Here is a 21221-nt window from a genome sequence, read left to right as displayed (position 1 = left end):
GACTACCAGCCTCAGAGCCACCGGCGAACGCTGTCGCGGTACTGGTGGAACTCATTGCCGAATGTTGCTTCGAGATACGCCTCCTCTCGTTCGATGACTCGGTCAAGATACCAGAGAAGAGGCACGAGCGTCACCAGTGGCCACAGCGTGTCGAGAAGCAGGCTTGCTCCGACGTACGCTAGGCTCTGGCCGAGGTATATCGGGTTCCGGCTGTATCGGAACACGCCTTCGGTGAGGAGTTCCGGTGATTCGTCGTCGTGGGCTGGCGTCGTCTCGATGCGTCGCATCGCAAGGATCGCACCGACGAATAGGGCAACGCCTACGATGACTAACAGCACACCGATCGGGAGGTTCCGTGGCTGGATGACGGTTCCAATATGTGCGATTCGATCGAGACCGATACCGACGACGAACGCGATGAGAGCTAACATCGGAGATGGTGCGAGGATCTCCCCAGGTTCCGCTCTCCCGTGTTCTGGCTCGTGACCAGAACCTGGCTGTTCGGTCATAATGGGTATGTCCGTTCGGACCCACTAAGGATATTCGCTCGCGGGGTATGTTTCACTCCGGGGGTGTCTCACGAACCAGTAGAATCCACCTATCCGGCGAGGCGAAGCCCTTCCCATCCGTAGATGTGGTTCAACATCAGGTAGGTAACAATGCCCAGCGCGAGGCTCACGGACCACGTCGCGACGGCTGCCTTCCCGACGCGTGGGTGAATGGTGTCACCGAGTTCGGTCGGGGAATAGCTGAGTCCGAGGACGACGGCGTGCAATACCACGGGGACGGCGACAATCGAGAGTAGGATATGCACCGCTAGCATCCCCCAGTACGCATACGTGATGAGTGTGGCGAACTCCGCGAGGAACTGGCCCTGGCTGACGACGAACTCTTTCGTAAACCCGCCGGCCTGCTTCCAGATGTAAACGACGAGGAAGAGCAGGATAAGCGCGAACGATGTGAGCATCGACCACTTGTGTTTCTGGACGTCACCGCGCCTGATGAACAGCCAGCCAGTGATGAGCGCGGTGAGCGCGGCCGTGTTGATGACCGCGATAAGGTCACCGAACAGGATTACCGTGTCACGCCCCAGTTCGGGGAACGGAACAAGCCCGACGAACGATCCGATGACGACCACGTAGCCGATTATACTCAGTACAGCCGTCACCACGCGCGGATGGGTGCGTGTGCGCTTCCGAACGGTCTCAGCAATCGCCATGGTGGTCCATCACAGTGGAGGGTGAATGGTTTTACGGTGGGTTCTTGACTGTTTGTGAATGGTGGGAAGATAGGATTGAGGAACGGCTATCACTGCGGTTCGCAGTCTCGGATTCGGGTAGACCTCTTTTGAGCCGGCAGGCATTTGTGGATTCCGGAGGTTCCACCCGATAATGGCAAGCAGTAAATCCGTCGTCATCGCCGCGCTTGTCGCGAACGCCGCTATTGCGGTTTTGAAATTTATCGGGTTCACACTAACAGGGAGCCCGGCCATGCTGTCGGAGACGTATCACTCCATTTCCGATACGGGCAACCAGGTATTCCTCCTTGTCGGAATCCGGTATAGCGAGAGGACGGCGGATCGAGCCCATCCATTCGGATACGGGAAAGCGCAGTTCTTCTACCCGTTTCTGGTATCGGTACTCCTGTTCGGTATCGCTGGCTGGGAGTCAGCCAAACAGGGCTTCGAGGCGATCCTCAACCCGCACTCACCGGGCACCGGAACAGCGACCATACCGTTTACGACGATCAGCTTTGACGCCGTGTTCGTCAATTACAGTGTCCTGCTAGGTGCGATTCTCTTCGAGTACTTCGCGCTCCGGAAGGCCTACGCTGGTCTCACCCGACAGATGCAGGAAAATGACTGGGAAAGTCTCTGGGAAGCGTTTCAAAAGACCAGCGACGTAACGACGCTCACCGCGTTCACGGAGGACACGATTGCAATGGCCGGTGCCGGGCTTGCCCTGTTTGGGGTCTTCCTCTCACGACAGACTGGAAATCCGATCTTCGATGCTGTCGCGTCCTTCCTCATCGGGCTCATGCTGATGGGGTTTGCGATCGCGTTGGCGTGGGAGAACAAGCGGCTCTTGCTGGGCGAGAGTCTCCCTGAAGCGGACGAGCAACCACTCCGAGAAATCATCCGATCGACTGCTGGCGTTGAGCACATTGACGATTTTCGGACGGTGTATTTCGGCCCAGAGGAGGCGGTTCTCACCGCCGACGTCAGCTTCACGCCGAACCTAGACACGGTCGAGATGGACACCCGAATCACTGAGATGGAGGATGCGATCATGGAACGCCAACCGAGCATCACGAAAGTCTACATCGAACCCGAGCGGTAGCCGCCATCGTCCGGTGAGGAACGAACCTGCTACGACCACGGGTTCTGTTTCCCGTGAAGTCCGCTTTTGTGCCTCTCGATCACGGCATTTATACTGGTCAGCGAGGCGAATACCCCGACCCACCGTGGTCGGGGATGAAGCCGACAACTCGTGATACAAATCATTAAGTGAATATATCTCTAATCAAGAGACAGCGATGGAATACAGTCACCGCTACCATGCCTACCCGACACAGGAGGTAGCGGATGAACTGGAACACCATATCGACGTTCATCGCCAACTCTACAACCACGTCCGATGGGACTACGAGAACAGCCCAGAGGACGACAAGCCGAGTGAGTACGGCCAGAACAACAAACTCCCCAAGTGGAAACGCAAGTGGCCGGTGTTCAGCGAGTTGCACTCGAAAGCCGCACAAGCCACTGTCGCCCGTTTCCACCGCAACCTCTCGAACCTTCGCAAGAAGAAAGAGAAAGGATACAAGCTTGGTCGGCTCAAGCGCCAAGAACCCACAGAGTATCGGAGCGTGACGTACAGTCAGTCTGGTTTCGACCTCGATGAAAAGAGGGGCCACGACAAGTACGCATACGTTCGCTTCAGCAAGATTGGATGGGTTAAAATTCGATACTCTCGACCGATTCCCGACAACGCCACCATCAAGGAAGTCACGTTCAAGAAGGAAACGACCGGCGAGTGGTTCGTCTCCTTCGGGTTGGAAACCGACGACGCCAACCTACCCGAAAAACCCGATGTGGACTCACTTAATACAAGTAACAGCGTTGGGATTGACCTCGGAATCCTGAACTACATCCACACGTCTGATGGGAAGACCGTGGATTGGCTCGACCTCGAAGACGACTACGACCGTCTCCGGCGTGAGCAACGCAAACTCTCACAGAAGGAGAAGGGGTCGAGAAACTACGAGAAACAACGTCTGAAAGTAGCCAAGGTGAAGCGTCGGATTCGTCGCAAAGTGCTGGATTACCAGCACAAAATAACGACGTGGCTCGTCAGAGAGTACGATGCCGTGTTCGTGGAAGACCTGAACGTCCAGGGGATGCTTCAGGGCGATGGGAACGCTCGCAACAAGCAGGATGCGGCGTGGCGACAGTTCATCACGCTCCTCAAATACAAGGCCGACTTGCACGGCTGTCACGTAGTTCAGGTTGAAGCGCGAGGGACAACGAAGGAGTGTGCGTCGTGTGGCGTGGAGACGGCGAAACCCGTCTGGGTCCGTGAACACTCCTGTCCGAGTTGTGGGTTCGAGACGAACAGGGACGCAAATGCGGCGATGAACGTCCTCAAGAGAGGCTTTTCTGAACTAGGGCTGGGATGGCCCGAATCAACGTCCCCAGAAATCGCAGATTTCTGGTGTGCGAACGAATCGCTCCGCGATTCGTTAACGCCTGTGAAGACTGTGACCGCTACGGACACCGCTGATTTCCAGCGCGTGTCTGCAAGTCACGTCCTCGAAACAGGAAGCCTGCCCTCGTGAGAGCAGGATTCCCCGCGCCACCGTGCGCGGGGTAACATTCAAGCGCCGAGGTTTCCTTGGTACAGGGTAGCAGAGATTCAACTGGCTGTCGCCGTTCTGCCCACTACACACGATGCCAGCACGATATCGCTCATGAGCACGAGATTCTCCACTGACCGCTGGGCTGAGCTTGTCACTGGCACTGAGAAAGAAGCGCAAGCGGTGTCTGTGTGGCCGCGTCGACTCACGCTCCTCGCCGGACTCGTGTTGATAGGGTCGTTCTTGAGTCCCCTGTATCATATCACCGATGTCGTCGGCGGTGTGGGCTGGCTCGTGCTCGCTGTCGCGAGTGCCTTCGGCGTGGGCACGATTGCAGCACGTGTCCTTCCAGCTAAAATCGGTCTCGGAGTTGGAGTGTTCCTGTTCGTCCTCGGACTGGGTGGCTATCTCTGGGCGATTCCCAACGCGTATGTCGCGCTTCTCTCCTTTCGACTCCTCTCGGATTTGGTGGTACTCGTCCTGGGTGAGCTATCGGTGTTGCAGATCGTCCGAGCGGATCTGTGGGCGATTGCAATTGCCCCCGCACCGGTGTTCGGGACGTGGTATTTATTAGTCCGACGTCGATATGATCTGGCTGCTTGGGTTGGCGGTCTCACACTGCTGTTCTTTGTGCTCACGGGCGATGCGAGTGAGGCGCTCACACTTGTTGGAGTGGCGGGTGCGATGGGCGTCCTCGGGTTCGGTTCGCTCGATCGCGCGGGAGCGTCGTGGCCACAGATACGGGAGATCGGGCTCGTACTCACAGCCGTGATCGTGGTGTCACGTCTCGCTTTACCAGTGACTGCTCGACTGACGACCTCTCCATCCGATTCTCCTGTTTCAGGATTATCTGGTTCGTCGCAGACACTGACCCTTGAGGGGAGTCTCATCAACGCTCCCGACCGGGTGGGCATTCTGGGAGGTATCTCTCTATCACCGGAGGTTCGATTCACCGTCACAGCTGATAGACCGGCGTTCTGGCACGTCGCTGCGTACGATCGCTTCACCGGTGGGAGTTGGGTACGCTCTGGCGAGACGACGACGTATTCCGGACCTTTGCCTACACCACCCGGCGAGACCCAAACGCTCGAACAAACCTTCGAAGCGGCTGCAGCGGTCAACACGATGCCAGCCGCGTGGAAACCCGTCCGCGTCGGAACTGACATTGCCCAACGGACGCGCGTGACCGATCTCGGGGGGCTCCAACCGACGCGATCTCTTTCGGACGGAGAGGCCTATTCGGTTACCAGTGAACGTCCGCAGTGGACAACGTCCCAGCTCCGAAACGCGGACGAAGACATCCCTGATCCCATTCGAAATCGCTACCTCCAACTGCCGACCAGTACGCCCGAACGTGTCGGCCGCCTCTCCGCCGAACTCACGGCCGATGCTGACACGTGGTTCGACAAGGCAGCTGCAATCGAGCAGTGGCTGGAACGAAACAAGGAGTACTCGCTGGACATCACACGCCCCGACGGCAATATCGCAGACAGATTCATTTTCGAGATGGAACGAGGCTATTGCGTCTATTACGCGACTGCTATGGCGACCATGCTTCGGACACTCGGTATTCCAGCCCGATTCACGGTGGGATACACGACTGGGCAATCGGTCGCTGACAACCAGTGGGTGATTCGAGGATTCAATTCCCACGCCTGGGTCGAGGTGTTCTTCCCGGAGATTGGCTGGGTATCCTTTGACCCGACACCGAGCGGGCCACGGCAGGCAGCTCGACAGCAGCAGCTCGAAGACGCTCGAGCCGCGAATACGGACGGTATCGACACGAGTCGAACACGACCTACGACTACGCCCTCACTGTCGACGGTGTCGTCCTCACAGAACAATACGACCACGGCAGAAACTGGAGCGTCACAGGCACCAGATATCGATTCCTCAGCGTTGGGGAATGATTCTGATACCAATCTGACGCAGGTCGACGAACAACGGGGAGCGGTCGCGTCGGACCCCGAGATGACAACGATAGGAGCGGGTGCCCTCCGGCAGAACGGCCAAGAGACGACAGGGGTTAGCCGGCGTTCACTATTCACCAACTTTTCAGATACTGATCAAGTAGCAATTGTCGCGGGCGTCATCGGTGCTGCTCTCGGAATCAACCGATTTAGCCTGCTACGACGAGGCTATGAATTCGTCGAACTCGGGTGGCAAGCTTCGACAGATTCTCCTCAGGCGGATGTCGAACGGGCTTTCGATCGTCTGGAACAGGTACTGGCTCGTCAATATCGAGCGCGTCGGTCGGGAGAGACGAGGCGAGAATACATACGAATGCTTCGGACTACCGGACGGAAAGACGACCGACTGCAGCGGATACTCGCTATCTATGAGCTCGCTGTATACGGCGGCGAGGTGTCTCCTGCGCGTGCAGACGAGGCCATCGGACTCGTCGACGACATCGTCCGGGAGCGGCTCTTCTCGATGAATCATCGAATCTCGTAATCTCGTGATCAGAGTCCCGACATCTGCTCAGGTGATCTCTTTCCCCGACGGTACGCTTAGCTCGGATGTGTGCTCTTCCTCGGCTTCGATTTACAGCGGTTCAAGGAGAATGCCTCGCGGCTGCCCCCCGAGCCGACTCGCACCCTGCGCACACCAACACCGCTGGGAACCCGAATCGACAGACAGGAAGGTACAAGCGTCGCTAACTCAAACCCCGAGGTCATGGATACGGAGCTACGGCAACGAGGCCGGAGCCTACTTACGGCCATTGCGTTAGCCGTGAGCGGGTTCACTGTTGGAGCAATCGTTGTTTTTCTCACAGCCCAGGTACTCATCGTCGCAGGTGTCGATGTGATGAACTCGCCAGCAGTCCTCCTCGTCATTTCGACGGTGATGTTACAGGGAGTCACATTTGGTCTTCTAGCGATTGGCTATCTCAAACTGAGTGGCCTCGGTTTTGGTTTCCTTGCACTTCGCCGCCCGACCGTCCGAGACGCTGGCTGGACTGTCGGGGGACTCGTCGGCTTTTTCATCCTCTACGGTGCATTGAATCTCGTCATTTCGACGCTCGGTGTCCCCGTCGCGGAGAATCAGGTCGCACAAATCGGAGCACAAAATCCGGAAGTGCTCTTACTGTTGGTCCCGTTCTCTTTGCTGTTCGTTGGCCCCGGTGAGGAACTCCTTTTCCGGGGACTCGTGCAAGGAACCCTTCGACGAGCCTTTCGACCGTGGAGTGCGATCGTCATTGCGAGTGCGATTTTCGCTGTGAGCCACGCAGCAGCCCTTAGTGGAGACGGCCAACTCACATACATGGCCGTCGTGTTCGTCCTCGCACTCGTTCTCGGTGCCGTATATGAATACGCGGAAAATCTCGTGATTCCGGCGGTGATACATGGAGTTTACAATGCAGTGTTATTTACTGCGCTCTATTTTCAGGTCACGTGATTCTCCTCTTGTTTGCCGGTGTCCGCTGGATTCGTGCATAGCGTTGTGCCTCCTGTAGGTGTAGCAACTCTCTCGGCCGTATCGTGCAGTAGCCGTGTCGAACAGCACCAAAACGAAGACTCGAGTATAGATCTTGAGCCAGGGCCAGTCGTATTGGTCGGGATCATTCTCGTGGCCGGGATATTCGTCACGTATCTCACTGTATTTAGCGACCAAGGACAGCAGGCAGGCCCCACCCATATCCACGGTACGATCACCATGATCATCGATGGTGAACGTGTTCCCACTGCACAACAGCAGGGCTCGGCAGTCTTCCATTTCCACGGAGATAGTCAGCAGTGGCACGTTGAGACTGCAGATGTTTCTCTCGAACAGGGGATGAACGCCGTTGGGGTTGAGATCAGCGAGGAACGTGTGGTATACGATGGAACGACATACCGCGAGGCCGATCAAAACACGACGCTCACGTACGAAGCCAACGGCCAGCGGATCGTTCCCGGTGAGTACGTACTCAAAGACGGCGACGAGATTCGTATTTCCATTAACACTGATACTGGCTCATGATCCTCACATCGGTTAGATCACCGTAATTCAGATCCCAAATGTGGCCCGGACCATATCTCGAGTACCAGGACCTAATCCGACTGCGAGGATCGCGATCAACAGCAGGACTGCATATCGCGGGCTTTCTTCGAAGATGGCTTCGTCGAAGATCCAGATGACGCCGACTGCCGCGATGAGCTTGATGAGCAAGAACGGCCAGGACGTTCCGATAACCGACGTAATCGATGGTGGGAGGAGCTGACCCGTGATGTCAATAACGGCTCGGTTCACTGGGTGCTTGGGAAAGTAATTCGAAGGAAGGCCCAGTGCCGTTGCCCAATTGGTGAGAATGACGTTCGCGGCCCCGTCGACGGAGTGGCCCCAGAGCACGGCCAGACCAATATAACCGGTTCCATGGTTGACTGTCGGCGCGTATCGTTGGAGCCCGATCCAGACCCCACCTGTCGTAATTGTAGCCACGAGGAGTGTGATGAGCGTAATCTGCGGATAGAGCTGGACGTACTCCGTCGCTATTGCGAGCCAGAGAAGATAGACAATCGTCGCGCCTAGCACTATCGTCCCGATGGCAGTCAACGGCGACCGATAGCTGTCGACCCACTCTCGTCGGGCAGGGACGACACTCCCGACGAGTGCCACGAGCACGATCACGAACATCGTGAAGTAGATAATCGGACTGATAATGAGGGTGTTCCACGGATATGCGATGAGGGGGTCGAATCCGGACGGAACGGCATCGTTGGCATCCTCAACGACGCGGAGTACACCACCGAAGAACATGAACGGAATGAGTGCGAAAAAGAGTTCCCTGTCTCGACCGACATCGAGTCGCCGAAGCAGGAATAGGACGCCCACCAGCATGAACAGGAGAATGACCATGTAGCCGATCTCGGAGACGACTGTGTATCCAGGCTCGGCGACCACAGCTCCCTGATTGATCGCGGTTTGGCACGCATCGGCGCTGTTCAGCAATCTCACGCTGCCGCCGTCTGAGACGGCACATTGTGCACTCTTCGCGTCCGCATATACCGGACCCCAGAAATACTGCCAGATGAATCGGTCATACACCCATCGGGGAAACGCGAGTGATCCACCAACGAGGGCGACGATACTGACTATAGTCGCTCCGAGCCACGCCCACTCAGGCGTGATCTGCTCGCTACGCGTAGCCATATCGTCTCTGAACTGGTCAGTGCCAGGGCTTCAACGTTCCGGGAGAAGCTACTCCATCATCCTGATTGGATCAGGTTGCACGTGTTTTGGTCATTCGCGGCGTATTTTCCGGAAGCTCCTCGTCGAGGAGGGCAGCCCACTCTGCAAGTCGTTGGTGTGAGATGTCGGATATCTACCTCATCGGTTCGGAACTCATCTGCGAACGGAATAGACGTGTCGATCGGGGGTGCTGCACCGTCCTTATTGTACCACTCAATATCTACATAGAAGAGTGATAGTGAAATGACAATCAGAATCACTGCTACCTCCGGGACACGATGTTTGACTCGTAGATCATGGGTGATCGTTGCTCTCTGGGAGAAAAAGGCTTACTTGAACGTAGGTTCTTCGGCTCTAACGTCACGGAGAGACGTTGTGGCTACAGGTATCAGCGGATGTGAACGCTCCAACTGGAGCCATCCGGGGCTATCAAATCGATGGTGGCGTTGGAGTGCTTGATTAATTCACGGAAGGCCTCATCGATACGGTGTGACTGTTTACCGGTATTCGCCGACCTCGGAACAGCAAAGATTGGGAACGATTTCCGCCCATTCTTATCAGAACTGACCCCGAGAGGTTCACTCACACGGTAGGCTTTCATCCAACGAGACATCTCCAACGAGGACGACCCCGCATTGATTTGATTGACCATGAATCGTGCAGTAGTATTCGTAAATCCCTTCGGACTCGAACGTGTTCGAGACGGTTGCACCGCCCGGCAGGTCCATCGCGACGTCCCAATCGGCCGCCACGTCGTGGAACTGCTCGCTCGTCACGTCGTGGGCGAAATCATCCTCGTTTACCCACTCGACGGTCGTGCCCGGCTCGACTTCCAGTCGAAGTGGATCAAACGTAACGTCTACCGCCGCAACCGTCGCGTCGGACTCGGAGTCACCGCCCCTGTTTTGCCCTTCGTTGTCAGTTTCTGTCTCTCCGCCTCCATTGTTGCCACCTGTACAGCCAGCAACCGACGTTGTAACGAGCGCTACTGACGTGGCTAGGAGCGTCCTCCGCCTCATGTTCCCAAGCATGGTAACACGGATTATAAAGATTCACATCTATCCGTTGGGTGCTCGGGTATCCGCCAAAGGGGGATGCGATCCGGAAACCATGCTACTGCGTCAATGACTGGGTTCGTTTGCATTCTACACTTGGTCCTGATGGTGGTTGAGATTTCTACAGTGTATGCAGGCCGCAATCATTCATCACGCACAAAGCGGCTATTTTTCACATCGAGACGTGACTAGACCTCTCGTGGCTTGTCGCTTTTTCGATGGACACGAGGCGCGAGTATCCGCTACTGGCGTGTTCGTCTGTAGCGGGACTGCTTTCGGCACATGGTAGATTCTAATAACTACATCGGTAAGGTGCGGGCGGGCGACCCAAACACACGACCAACATAGTGTTTTGATTTTGGTCTCCGATGCTCAGATCATGTCGTTTGATCGACGAACCGTTCTGAAGGCGCTTGGTATCACCGGAACCATTGGACTCACAGGGACTGCGCAGACACGGCAGCGCAGTCATGAGGGAGATGACAATGATCGAGCGAGGAGAGAGACACAGATCGGGCTTGATGTCCGGGTACGCCAGAAACGAGACCGTTCAGTTCACTGGATTCTACCAGGCGAACGCCGTCTCAGTCCAAGGGTATTCGGTACACCCGACAATCCACAGTTTGGCTCGGCCCGCTTAGCCAACAAGATTGATCAGAGCGACAACGACAACGTCACTGACCTGTTGTCGACATTCCCTCTACAGGTGGGGGTTCCTGACGGTGCCAGAAACGTCGAAGACGGGGCGTTTACGACTACGAAAATACCGACGCCGTTCAGCGACTCGGCCGCCGCCACTGCGGGCGAACTCGACGTGACGTACATGGACCGCGGAGGCGCCAGCCACGGGCCACCGCCGGGCGACGATGTGCGCTTCGACGTGCGCTTCGAGGACCCTGCGGGTAACGTCTACGAGGCTGACGTGACGGGACTCGAGGTCGAGGGACCCATCCACGAGACTGGCGGCGGTGTGATGACCAACGCCGTCATTCATGGTGACACCGGCATTGGGACGCCCCTGGAGCCCCGACAGTATCTCTACGGCGCGTTCTGGGGAGTGTGCGATCTCCACGTCAACGGCGAGCTGTTCGACGAAAAACGCGCAGTCCACTTCATGACCACTGAGGTCGTCCGCGACCGCGACTACCGGCTGGCCATCGACGAGGAACTCCCGCTCGGCGACCAGGCGTTTGCCGGGCGCGAACACCATACTCATGGTATCTTTCCCCCGGTCAAGGCGACGGCAGATGGTCCCGTGTTCGACCCCGTAGCTCCACCCTTCGAACTCCCGAACGGGAACAAACAGCCGTTCATCCACGTCATGTTCGACGAGGACGAACTCCACACCGTCCGCCCGCCCCATGGGAAGGGTGGACAGGAAGAGAAACAACATCCAGACGAGCGGGAAGACGACGAACACGAAGACAACCGATAGCCAGAGGCTCGTACGTATTCCTGCGTGGACACTGTCCGTTCGCAATCTCGGTTTAAGAGATGAATATACTGGATCCGATGATTTTGTCCCCGCAACCATCTCTCAACGAATTATGACTCGGGAGCTAGACGTACGAGTTCGTTGGCGAGTATTTCGCGTTCTCAACACTACGCGATAGCGTACTAGGGTAAACAGTACAGAATGGTGAGTATAGTCTAACGATTTTCTTGCACTCACTCTATGTACGTGATTCGAACTACATCACCGATTGAGATATTTTTTGAGGTGGTATATCCACAAGGAACTTCGAGTACCCACTTCGCTTGGCCACGATAGGGCGTGAGTTCTCCCTCGCTCGTATTCGGTGGGGGTACGGGAGCGGGGTGGATCTGTGTGATCCGGCCATCGGCATCAATAAAGATGATATCGAGTGGAAAATCCATGTCACGCATCACGAACGTGCGCTCGCCTTCACGGTCGAACACGAACAACATGCCAGTTCCGTTCGGGAGGCGCTCCGTATCGCTCAAGCCACGATAGCGCTCCGCCGGTGTGTCGGCTACCCGAGCATCGACTGTGGCTAGCGTTGTTCCGTCCTCATTCGAGATCGTTACTTGAGCGCGTTTCTGATCGTCTGAGAAGGGTGTAGACAGGAGCCCTAGATTTACCCCTACGAGCACCGCCGCCGTGACGATTAACAATCCTCCCACGATTATCCAGATGCGTCGCCACGAGGCCATAATCAAACCACGCACGGTAGTCAGGTAACAATTGCGAACTGATCTACTTGGCTTTTCACAGAACTTCTGCTGTCTCCTGTTCGGTTAATCTCGAAACTCTTGCGACGATAACCTCCAAGGCTCTTACCGAACTCAGTGAAACAATAATATCTGATTTGCATCATACCTGCTTGTGAAGAATAAGGCGCGTATCTTGCAGATTAGAGAATCCAAATGTTGAACATCAAGAGCTACGTTAGATATTCTATTAGTGCGAGATCAATTGCGGGTGTATCGGAAGCGAGTGTGGAACGGGATCAAGCGGGCGCTTGCCGAGGATCACACACCACATGAGATTGCCGCAAGTTTCGCTCTTGGGACATTTGTTGCGGTACTGCCGACCGGTGGAACCGCTCTTGTGCTTTTCGTCATCGTAGCGTACTTTTTCGAGCGGGTGAGCAAACTCGGGCTTCTCGCGTCAGTGATCGTGTTCAATCCTCTCGTGAAATGGAGTATCTACGGGGTGAGTGTGGGACTTGGGATATGGCTGCTCGGTCCAGTTCCGGGTGTGGCGCTGTCAAAACCCACACCTGGTGACCTCTTCACTGCTGCCCCGGATCTCCTCATCCGACACCTGCTTGGGAACATCATCTTCGCAGTTAGCCTCGCAGCCGTAGGATACATTCTAACTCTCTATCTCATCCGAGCGTACGTCCGAAGAGAGGGTGGGTCCCTCGAACAGCGCGTCTGAACGCCAAGTCAAAGCGATATGTACAGCCTCTAAGTCTTGTACGCCACTCTGTACCAATATCACCCACACAACAGTTGTTTCACTAGATTCGGCAAGAGCCAAAATATCGGGCTGCGCTACGCCCGGAAGCGGACACACAGACTCCGTTCCTCGCCCAAGCCGGGGAACGGAGACGCACCAGTAGACGTGCGTGTGAATGGTGGGACGTTGAACGGCGAGAGTCACCGGCCTATCGCCGGCGACTGATCGGCGGGAGTCCACATCAAAGCCCCACCCTCCGGGAACGAGCGGGGTATCCCGCGAGCGAGCAGGGTGGGGTAGTTTACATACCTGTATTAGCTTCCGACAACCGCCTCGGGATCAAGCCCAGTAGTATCCGTCTCGACAGCTTGTGAGTCTCCTTCTTGCGGATTTTTCACTATCCCCTCGAAACACCATGTTCCAGTCCGTGCATCGACGATGAGCGTATCGTCCTCATACGAGATCGAGTTCACCCTCTCTACAGGGAGGATCGTTGCTTGTTCAGTCGTTTCAAGACTAGCCAAGTCAAGTGAGATATTGGCCATCGTAACCTCGTCGGATGTCTTCTGGACACGAGTGAAATCGTACGTGCCCGCCGCTTCAAGCCCGTATCGAGAGTCAACCCCCTTCAGGGGTGTGAGCCATATGTCTTCGTCTCCGGTTCGGGTTGCTTGCGACTCGTAGAACTGTTCAAGCACCTCTTGATACGCGTCTCTGACGTGTCCAACCGACAGTTTCCAGGCGATGACTCCGCCAATCGCACCCACTATTGGCAAAAGGACCGCGACGAGGAGAGCCACACTCCCGAGCAAGATCCCAAGCGGGAGTAAGGTTATCGCACCGGCGAAAAAGCCGAGGAGAAACCCGTTCAAAACAATCTGCCCTGGATCCCAAGCAAAGCGCCATCTCCATCCGTTGGTACCTTTGTCGTGAGAAGCTACCACTGTCACATGTGACTCTACGAGTACCACTACGAATCAGTTTGGATATCACATAGGCGATGTGAGAAGTCACATATTGGTCGAACTCTGTGTTCGTAGGTGGCCAGCGAAACAACTGTAATGTTGACTCGGGATCAGTGGAGGCGAGCGATACATACAATATGGCGGACCCACTCGCATCTGACACGGTAAGCAAAATACCGGTCTCAAAGAGGTTGATATTCATACATGCGCTATACTGTCTACATACTATTCGTTGGCGTACTGATCGGTGTGTGGCTGCTAGTTCTTTCTCTCTTCGATAACTCACTTGTGATCTCCGTGTCGACTGTCGTAATCATGGGTGCGCTGATTGCCCTTCTGATCTATTATAATTCGAATGGCACCGATACCGATGGATGAGAGCTGTCTGGGCTCACGCAGGTGATGCCGTTTCGTTTGTCTCGATGACGTACTTACGGCCGAGCATCGGATCGAGTAACTGGGCGACTGGAGCCTTATCATCCCGGAGGACTGGAACGTCGCCTGTCTTCACGTCCGTCCGGTAGAAGCTGATTTCGTGACTGAGGTTGAGGCCGATGTCGCGCCGCCGGTTTCGCTCCGAGAGTTCAGCCTTCGATACTCGTCGAGAATTTTTGGTTGCAATCAGCTCGATGTTCTGGACGAATCCCGTCCGAGACGTGGGGAAACTGTAGACCTGTGGGAACACCTGTGCCATCGTCTTGTACTCCGCTCGGTAGAATTCCGAGCCTGGGCCGCTAGGTGCCGAAATCACGTTCGCAAACAGGATGCCGTTTTCGTCTAATTTGCTGGATGCAAGCTGCATGAACTCTTTCGTTGTCAGATGAAATGGGACTTTGTCCTTCTGGTAGGCGTCGAGGATGATCAGGTCGTACGTCTTGTTCGTCGATTGGAGGAACTGGCGGCCATCGGCGTTGTAGATGTTCAGTTGCTCTGATTCTTGGACACGGAAGTACTCTTTCGCGGTTTGGATGACAACCGGGTCGATCTCAACGACGTCGACGGTAACGTTGTACTTCTCGGCAAAGATTTTCGGACCAGTGAATCCGCCGCCACCAATGAACAACACTCGGTCGATATCTTCACGCATCAGTAGAGGGAGATGGAAGTACCGGGTATAGTCAAAAACGTGCTCGTTCGGCTGATCGAGATCCATCGCACTGTGTCGCTGCCCTCCGAGATAGAGGGTTCGGACGCCATCGCTATCGACAACTCGCAACTCCTGGTAGGGTGTTTGGGTTTGGGAGACGACGTCTCCGGAGACAACCACTCCGGCCGAGCTCCCGGCGACCGCTCCGACAAGAAGTATGGAGACGAACAGGATCGTGGTCAGTGTCTGCCGAGGAATCGTTGGAAGCGCAACCCGAATTGCGGCGAGGATCAAGAGGCTACCGAACAGAAACCCGATTAGGTCGACGCTCAGTGATGGAATGAGAAAGAAGGTCGTCGCGAACGCGCCAACGATACTCCCGAATGTCCCCAGAGCAAACACATGCCCGGCAGCATCACCTGTGTTTTGTTTCTCTGAGAGTTCTGCTGCGTACGGGCTGATGAACCCGAGCATATACACTGGGGGCCCAAAAAGGATTGTGACTGGAACGAGTGATGCAAATCGGGCGGGGACGGGAACGACACTGGAGGCGCGTAGCATCAGTTCGCCAGCGAAGATGAGGAAGGCGACATAGGCGGCGGCAAAGAGCAGCAGCGACGTTATTCGGCCGTAGGTAGCGTTTGTCTCGGCCTCTTTGCCGCCACGATAGTATCCGAGGCTCAGTGCTGCCAGAAAGACACCGATGATGCTTCCCCACGTGTAAATGCTACTTCCGAATTGGGGTGCGATAATCCTCCCCGCGAGAATCTCTAGCCCCATGCTGGTCGTTCCAGCAATGAGGACTGCCAACTCGGCTCTCGTCAGTCGAAGGGAACGCTTGAACACGGCTCGCATTACGATATCACCGGACTGAATCCCTATAAATACCCCCTGTCCTGGCCTAGGCCTTCAATCCCTACAGATCAAGGCGTGAGCCTCGGGGTCGTTTGGAAGACCGCAGATCTTCCGTGATGACGAGACACCGTCGGCGTCTCGAACCACTCGGCCCGGAGGCGGTTCGCGTGTCCTGTTTCCAGTTCTCGCGAGGAATCAACGTACAGAAGATTGGCTCTGCGACGTGAACGGGTTGTAAACCAAATCTATTCAAAGATACAAGGCAGGATTCCACGGGTCACCCGACCCGGGGTTGTTGATCTCTTTTGAGTTGGGTGATGTTGGAGTCTCCGTTCTTCGGTGTTGCGATCATGCACTCGGAATTCGCTCACGGACGGTTTGGGCAATACCCGCCGTCGCCGAACAGTTCGGGCAAGCCAATATCCGTCCCTGTGTGTCAGCAAACACGCGAGCGAACCGCTCAGAGACGTGCCTGCCGCAGTGGTTGCAGTTGGGCATGACCTCCACCTAGTACACGTTTCTCTTTCATCTTCCGGGACTAAATATGTTCTCCAAGCTCCGACCCAATTTCGAACATTCGAAGTCAGATTCCATCTATCCGTATAGATCTTGGAACCTTTGCTGTCCCGAAATCGAGTGTGGGATGGGCCATGGTGGGGGAGAGGGGCTTCGGGGCTTGGGGTGCAAGACAGCGGTCAGCCTACCAAGGGATGGCCGTCCCACATCCTCTATTGGAACACGGGATTTATTAGCGGTCAAGGCGATTACCCCGAGGCTTGACCTCGGGGATGAAGCCGACACTTAGGGATACAAACCATTAACTGACAATACGCCTAATCAAAGGATAGCGATGGAATACAGTCACCGCTACCACGCTTACCCAACACAAGAGGTAGCGGAGAGGCTGGAACATCATCTGAACGTTCATCGCCAACTCTACAACCACGTCCGATGGGACTATGAACAAGCCCCGGAAGACGACAAACCAACCGAGTTCGACCAGAACAACAAACTCCCCGAGTGGAAACAAAAGTGGCCGATATTCGCGGACACATACTCGAAAGCCGCACAAGCCACCGTCGCACGCTTCCACCGCAACCTCTCGAATCTTCGTAAGAAGAAAGAGAAGGGGTACAACGTTGGTCGGCTCAAGCGGCAAGCACCCACCGAGTATCGGAGTGTGACGTACAACCAGTCCGGGTTCGACCTCGATGAAAAGAGGGACCGTGACAGGATTGCATACGTCCGCTTCAGCAAAATCGGCTGGGTGAAGATTCGCTATCACCGCCCGATTCCTGACCACGCCACCATCAAGGAGATCACGTTCAAGAAGGAAACGACTGGCGAGTGGTTCGTCTCCTTCGGCCTCGAAACCGACGATGCTGACCTACCCGAGAAGCACGATGTGAACTCGCTTGATGCGAGCAATAGCGTTGGAATTGACCTCGGCATCCTGAACTACATCCACACGTCGAACGGTACGACCGTTGACTGGCTCAACCTCGAAGACGACTACGACCGACTCCGACGCGAACAACGGAAGTTGTCTCGTAAGCAGAAAGAGTCGAACAACTACGAGAAGCAACGCTTGAAAGTCGCCAAGGTCAAGCGTCGGATTCGACGCAGAGTGCTGGACTATCAGCACAAAATCACGACGTGGCTCGTCAAAGAGTACGACGCTGTATTCGTTGAGGACTTGGACGTGAAGGGGATGCTCGAACAGTCGCATAACGCTCGCAACAAGCAGGATGCGGCGTGGCGACAATTCATCACCCTGCTCGAATACAAAGCCGACCTGTACGGCTGTCACGTCGTACAGGCCGAAGCACGAGGAACCACCAAAGAATGTGCGTCGTGTGGCGTGGAAACAGCGAAACCAATCTGGATTCGAGAGCATTCGTGTCCGTCGTGTGGGTTTGAAACGGATAGAGACGCGAACGCGGCGATGAACGTTCTCAAGAGAGGCTTTTCTGAACTAGGGCTGGGATGGCCCGAATCAACGCCCGTGGAGACTGTGACCGCTACGGATACCGCTGATTTCCAGCGTGTGTCTGCAAGTCACGTCGTAGAAACGGGAAGCCTCGGGGCTTGACCCCGAGGCGATTCACCAACCTTTGTCCGCCAGATCGTCCGACTCGTTCGAATCCATGGTGGTCCAATCAACGAATTCGCCTATCGCACTCAGCGTTTCACACTCATACAGTTGTGAAGTATATGTCTCAAAGGTTTCAATCCACAATAGCATTGGAATAGAAAGTCTTTTGAGATCAAGTCCCGCAATTGCTTTGAGAAGTCTGTAGATTTCCGCCGCTAGTGGGGCATACTTCTCAGTTAATTTTTTAAACTCTACCCCATATAAACTAGGCACGAGAAATGCCGAGCGTACAACGAATGGAGAATCGCACTGGAACTGCCTGTGGATGTAAGATCAGTCGGGCCGCCGAACAGTATCAGCTCGACGAGCTGGACGAACGACTGTACCACGCCCATCAGATCGAAGGAGCCAGCCTCCGCGAACTCGAAACCGTTGTGAACAGACGGATTCTGGAGAGTGCCTTACAAGACGTAGGTGTCGAAACGCTCGGTGATGTCAGCGACCTCTATCAACGGCTGACCGACGACGATGTCAGTGCTGGCGACCGAGCAGAGCTCAGAACACGTCTCGAACAAGCTGGAGTCGATCTCTCCCAAGTCGAATCGGATTTCGTCACTTACCAAACGGTACGCAAGCATTTGCGTCAATCGCTCGGTGTTGACACCAGTGGCGGGACGGACCTCACCGTCTCCGATGCCCATACACGGATTCACCGGCTCCAGTCTCGAAGTGAAGCCGTCATTACGGAGACACTTGAACACCTACGTCGGGCCGAGACCATTGAGGCGGGGAAACTCGATGTCGTACTCTCGATGCGCGTGTCCTGTGAATGCTGTGGTGACTCATATCGTCTCGCAGACCTTCTGAACCAAGGACACTGCCAGTGTCGTGGTAAAACTAGCCAAGAGCCCGAAGAATCCATCCAATGAAACCAACCGTGATCAGATTCGAACATGAGCTGCGATCGAATCAGAACCGACATTCGCCTCGAATCCTGCAGTGCATCGTGAATAATCCATTCAGAACGACGACCCAGTAACATGCCACAACAGATTGACAACAAATCAGTGTCAGTTTCCGTTCAGAATCTCGGCGGTATCGACACCTGCAACGTCGAGTTCGGACCAGACGTGACGATTCTTACGGGCCACAATGCGACAAATCGAACGTCATTACTCACTGCGGTTGCAAGTGCATTAGGTGGTTCGGCCGGGGCGCTCAAAGGCGACGCCGACCGGGGCGAAGTCACACTAGAACTCGACGGGGACACCTACACCCGACGATTCATTCGTGAGAACAGTGGGGTCCGTGTCGAAGGAGAGCCGTATACGACCGACGAGACGCTGGTCGATCTCTTCGCCTGCCTTCTGGAGACGAATCCTGCGCGACAGGCCGTCGAACGTGGTGATGATCTTCGAGAACTCGTAATGCGGCCAGTCGACATTGATGAACTACAGACGCAGATTCGAGAACTCGAGGATGAACGGCGCGAACTCGAAGAGCGTCTGTCTACAATCGAACGTCAACGCGACCGTCTGCCTGACCTAGAGCAACGACGGACGACCCTCGAGGAGGAATTGGAAGACGTCGAAGAGCAACTCTCGGCCCACCGTCAGGAAATCGAGGCACACGAGGCCGATCGAGAAGAGGCGAGTGCCGCCCAAGATGTCGTCGAGACACACCAGGAGACGCAGGCGAAGCTCTCTGATGCCCGTCAAGAACTCGAAACACAACAGACGAGTCTGGAGGCACTTCGGGACGAACGCGACGAGGTCGAAGCTGAACTCGAGGAGGTGGATGGCGACGTATCCGGGGAGGTGCAGGAGATTGAGACGGAATTAGAGCGACTCCGGGAACGAAAGCGCATTCTGGCCGACGCTATCAGCGATCTCTCGGCCATCGTCGAATTTAACGAGGAATTGCTCGAAGGCGGAACCAAAACGGACGAACTACTGGGTCGGACGGAGTCGGACGATGTCACCGCACAGCTTGATCCAACGTCCGAAACGATCGAATGTTGGACGTGTGGGAGCGACGTCAAGCGCCAGGAGATCGGTGAACGCGTCGACGAATTCCGACACGTGATCGAAGAACGACGGGCGGATCGCAAGGCTGCTCAGGAGCGGATCGAAGAACTCAGTGATCGACAAGCAGAGCTCGAAACGCTCTCTACGAAGCGGGAACGGCTCGAACACCGACATCAGGAGATCGAGACCGAGATTCAGGATCGACAGGACCGGATCGCGGAACTGCAGGAACGAGAAGCCAACTTCAAAGAGCGGGTAACCCAGCTCGAACAGGAGATCGCGGAGACGGAAGACCTCCGCGACAGCGATCTCTTGGAAAAGTACCAAACCGTCAGCGAACTGGAGTACGAACGTGGTCAGGTAGAGCAAGAGCTGACTGATGTTCGTGACGAGTTGCAGCAGATTGAGGAATTAGCGGATGAACGCGACCAACTCGAAGTACAGCGCGATGAGCTCCAGACTGAACTCTCGTCGCTCCGGACGCGAGTCGAGGATCTCGAACGGGAGGTCGTTGAGATCTTCAACGACCGGATGGCAGACATCCTCGAATTACTGGAGTACGAGAACCTCGAACGCATCTGGATCGAGCGGAAAACCGATGGGTCTGGTTCCGGAACCGGTATTCCTGATAGTTCGTTCGATCTTCACGTTGTTCGAACGACAGAGGATGGCACCGTGTACGAGGATACGGTGGACCACCTGAGTGAAAGCGAACGCGAGGTGACTGGCCTCATTGTTGCGCTGGCGGGCTATGTGGCTCACGATGTCTACGAGACGGTCCCTATGATCCTGTTGGACTCGGTTGAAGCGATCGACGCATCCCGGATTGCTCGGCTGGTCAAGTATATTGCTGAGATCGTTCCGTATCTCATCGTCGCCCTGCTCCCCGAGGACGCAGCTGCGCTTGATGACGAATATGCACGCCTCTCAGCCGACGAACTCCAGACATAGGCTCAATCAATACTCGGTTCATATCCGCCTTTGCGAAGTAGGTGAGCTGCCTTGATGTCGAAAGGTTAGAGACTCTGAAGGCCTTGTCATCCCGGAGAGCAGAGTTTTCTGCTCTGTAGGATCGGTATACGGCGCTTGATTTCATGGATATCTCACGCTCCGGCGAAGATTGTAGACGGTGCATTTGAGCACCATTTCACGGAGCTCCAGGTGCCAGCTTCGCGCACGCACGGCTG

At 55.5% G+C, this 21221-nt stretch carries 17 protein-coding genes and 2 pseudogenes; 11 read left to right on the top strand and 8 right to left on the bottom strand.

Going from position 1 to position 21221, the window contains the following annotated elements:
* Window positions 1–11: 11 nt before the first annotated feature.
* Both NDI65_RS08605 and NDI65_RS08600 read right to left on the bottom strand, forming a co-directional pair.
* Entirely contained in the window at window positions 12–509 is a 498-nt protein-coding gene (locus NDI65_RS08605; protein ID WP_310893576.1) for an isoprenylcysteine carboxylmethyltransferase family protein, read from the bottom strand.
* Between the two features lie 89 nt (window positions 510–598).
* Window positions 599–1219 (bottom strand): DUF420 domain-containing protein, encoded by a 621-nt coding sequence (locus NDI65_RS08600; protein WP_310893575.1) that lies wholly within the window; start codon window positions 1217–1219, stop codon window positions 599–601.
* 172 nt (window positions 1220–1391) lie between these two features.
* Here NDI65_RS08600 and NDI65_RS08595 point away from each other — a divergent pair, with 172 nt between their 5' ends.
* The 5 genes from NDI65_RS08595 to NDI65_RS08575 all read left to right on the top strand — a co-directional run bounded on the left by NDI65_RS08595 (window position 1392) and on the right by NDI65_RS08575 (window position 7815).
* On the top strand, window positions 1392–2339 hold the full coding sequence (locus NDI65_RS08595; RefSeq protein WP_310893574.1) for a cation diffusion facilitator family transporter: 948 nt from the start codon (window positions 1392–1394) through the stop codon (window positions 2337–2339).
* A gap of 196 nt (window positions 2340–2535) precedes the next feature.
* Window positions 2536–3834, top strand: a complete 1299-nt coding sequence (locus tag NDI65_RS08590) for a transposase (RefSeq protein WP_310893573.1) — start codon at window positions 2536–2538, stop codon at window positions 3832–3834.
* Between the two features lie 132 nt (window positions 3835–3966).
* Complete coding sequence (locus tag NDI65_RS08585; RefSeq protein WP_310893572.1) at window positions 3967–6306, top strand: transglutaminase domain-containing protein; 2340 nt, start codon at window positions 3967–3969, stop codon at window positions 6304–6306.
* 69 nt (window positions 6307–6375) lie between these two features.
* Entirely contained in the window at window positions 6376–7251 is an 876-nt protein-coding gene (locus NDI65_RS08580; protein WP_310893571.1) for a lysostaphin resistance A-like protein, read from the top strand.
* A 153-nt stretch (window positions 7252–7404) separates the two neighbouring features.
* Complete coding sequence (locus tag NDI65_RS08575) at window positions 7405–7815, top strand: hypothetical protein (RefSeq protein ID WP_310893570.1); 411 nt, start codon at window positions 7405–7407, stop codon at window positions 7813–7815.
* A gap of 27 nt (window positions 7816–7842) precedes the next feature.
* Here the strand turns inward: NDI65_RS08575 and NDI65_RS08570 are convergent, their stop codons facing one another.
* Window positions 7843–8985 carry a DUF63 family protein gene (locus tag NDI65_RS08570; protein WP_310893569.1) on the bottom strand — a complete coding sequence of 381 codons (1143 nt, stop codon included), beginning with the start codon at window positions 8983–8985 and terminating at the stop codon, window positions 7843–7845.
* A gap of 617 nt (window positions 8986–9602) precedes the next feature.
* Complete coding sequence (locus tag NDI65_RS08565; protein WP_310893568.1) at window positions 9603–10043, bottom strand: plastocyanin/azurin family copper-binding protein; 441 nt, start codon at window positions 10041–10043, stop codon at window positions 9603–9605.
* Window positions 10044–10458: 415 nt separating this feature from the next.
* On the opposite strand from NDI65_RS08565, the gene NDI65_RS08560 reads away from it, so the two are divergent.
* A complete protein-coding gene (locus NDI65_RS08560; protein ID WP_310893567.1) occupies window positions 10459–11514 on the top strand; it encodes a hypothetical protein in 1056 nt (351 codons plus the stop codon).
* A gap of 233 nt (window positions 11515–11747) precedes the next feature.
* On the opposite strand, the gene NDI65_RS08555 is transcribed toward NDI65_RS08560, so the two are convergent.
* A complete protein-coding gene (locus NDI65_RS08555) occupies window positions 11748–12254 on the bottom strand; it encodes a DUF192 domain-containing protein (RefSeq protein ID WP_310893566.1) in 507 nt (168 codons plus the stop codon).
* 283 nt (window positions 12255–12537) lie between these two features.
* On the opposite strand from NDI65_RS08555, the gene NDI65_RS08550 reads away from it, so the two are divergent.
* On the top strand, window positions 12538–12984 hold the full coding sequence (locus NDI65_RS08550) for a DUF2062 domain-containing protein (RefSeq protein ID WP_310893565.1): 447 nt from the start codon (window positions 12538–12540) through the stop codon (window positions 12982–12984).
* A 96-nt stretch (window positions 12985–13080) separates the two neighbouring features.
* A pseudogene (locus tag NDI65_RS08545) lies at window positions 13081–13230 on the top strand (RNA-guided endonuclease TnpB family protein); the annotation flags it as partial.
* 89 nt (window positions 13231–13319) lie between these two features.
* Here NDI65_RS08545 and NDI65_RS08540 read toward each other — a convergent pair.
* A complete protein-coding gene (locus NDI65_RS08540) occupies window positions 13320–13976 on the bottom strand; it encodes a hypothetical protein (RefSeq protein ID WP_147374897.1) in 657 nt (218 codons plus the stop codon).
* A 385-nt stretch (window positions 13977–14361) separates the two neighbouring features.
* Window positions 14362–15912: a fused MFS/spermidine synthase gene (locus tag NDI65_RS08535; protein ID WP_119712986.1), complete on the bottom strand. Its 1551-nt coding sequence runs from the start codon at window positions 15910–15912 to the stop codon at window positions 14362–14364.
* A gap of 850 nt (window positions 15913–16762) precedes the next feature.
* Here NDI65_RS08535 and NDI65_RS08530 point away from each other — a divergent pair.
* From NDI65_RS08530 to NDI65_RS08520, 3 genes are all read left to right on the top strand, one after another.
* On the top strand, window positions 16763–18004 hold the full coding sequence (locus tag NDI65_RS08530; RefSeq protein WP_310893564.1) for a transposase: 1242 nt from the start codon (window positions 16763–16765) through the stop codon (window positions 18002–18004).
* Between the two features lie 281 nt (window positions 18005–18285).
* Entirely contained in the window at window positions 18286–18936 is a 651-nt protein-coding gene (gene rdfA / locus NDI65_RS08525) for a rod-determining factor RdfA (RefSeq protein WP_310893563.1), read from the top strand.
* 111 nt (window positions 18937–19047) lie between these two features.
* Window positions 19048–20985 carry an archaea-specific SMC-related protein gene (locus NDI65_RS08520; RefSeq protein ID WP_310893562.1) on the top strand — a complete coding sequence of 646 codons (1938 nt, stop codon included), beginning with the start codon at window positions 19048–19050 and terminating at the stop codon, window positions 20983–20985.
* Between the two features lie 141 nt (window positions 20986–21126).
* Here the strand turns inward: NDI65_RS08520 and NDI65_RS08515 are convergent.
* Window positions 21127–21221 (bottom strand): annotated as a pseudogene (locus NDI65_RS08515) (IS5/IS1182 family transposase); the annotation flags it as partial.

Origin of the sequence: Haloferax sp. S2CR25, assembly GCF_031624535.1 — an archaeon.
GTDB lineage: Archaea > Halobacteriota > Halobacteria > Halobacteriales > Haloferacaceae > Haloferax > Haloferax massiliensis.
This window is presented reverse-complemented; position numbering and strand designations above follow the sequence as displayed.

Coding starts and splice junctions, on each gene's coding strand:
- NDI65_RS08570 (WP_310893569.1), bottom strand. CDS start 8,985: ATGGCTACGCGTAGCGAGCAGATCACGCCTGAGTGGGCGTGGCTCGGA.
- NDI65_RS08565 (WP_310893568.1), bottom strand. CDS start 10,043: ATGAGGCGGAGGACGCTCCTAGCCACGTCAGTAGCGCTCGTTACAACG.
- rdfA (WP_310893563.1), top strand. CDS start 18,286: ATGCCGAGCGTACAACGAATGGAGAATCGCACTGGAACTGCCTGTGGA.
- NDI65_RS08535 (WP_119712986.1), bottom strand. CDS start 15,912: ATGCGAGCCGTGTTCAAGCGTTCCCTTCGACTGACGAGAGCCGAGTTG.
- NDI65_RS08520 (WP_310893562.1), top strand. CDS start 19,048: ATGCCACAACAGATTGACAACAAATCAGTGTCAGTTTCCGTTCAGAAT.
- NDI65_RS08605 (WP_310893576.1), bottom strand. CDS start 509: ATGACCGAACAGCCAGGTTCTGGTCACGAGCCAGAACACGGGAGAGCG.
- NDI65_RS08595 (WP_310893574.1), top strand. CDS start 1,392: ATGGCAAGCAGTAAATCCGTCGTCATCGCCGCGCTTGTCGCGAACGCC.
- NDI65_RS08555 (WP_310893566.1), bottom strand. CDS start 12,254: ATGGCCTCGTGGCGACGCATCTGGATAATCGTGGGAGGATTGTTAATC.
- NDI65_RS08600 (WP_310893575.1), bottom strand. CDS start 1,219: ATGGCGATTGCTGAGACCGTTCGGAAGCGCACACGCACCCATCCGCGC.
- NDI65_RS08585 (WP_310893572.1), top strand. CDS start 3,967: ATGAGCACGAGATTCTCCACTGACCGCTGGGCTGAGCTTGTCACTGGC.
- NDI65_RS08530 (WP_310893564.1), top strand. CDS start 16,763: ATGGAATACAGTCACCGCTACCACGCTTACCCAACACAAGAGGTAGCG.
- NDI65_RS08590 (WP_310893573.1), top strand. CDS start 2,536: ATGGAATACAGTCACCGCTACCATGCCTACCCGACACAGGAGGTAGCG.
- NDI65_RS08560 (WP_310893567.1), top strand. CDS start 10,459: ATGTCGTTTGATCGACGAACCGTTCTGAAGGCGCTTGGTATCACCGGA.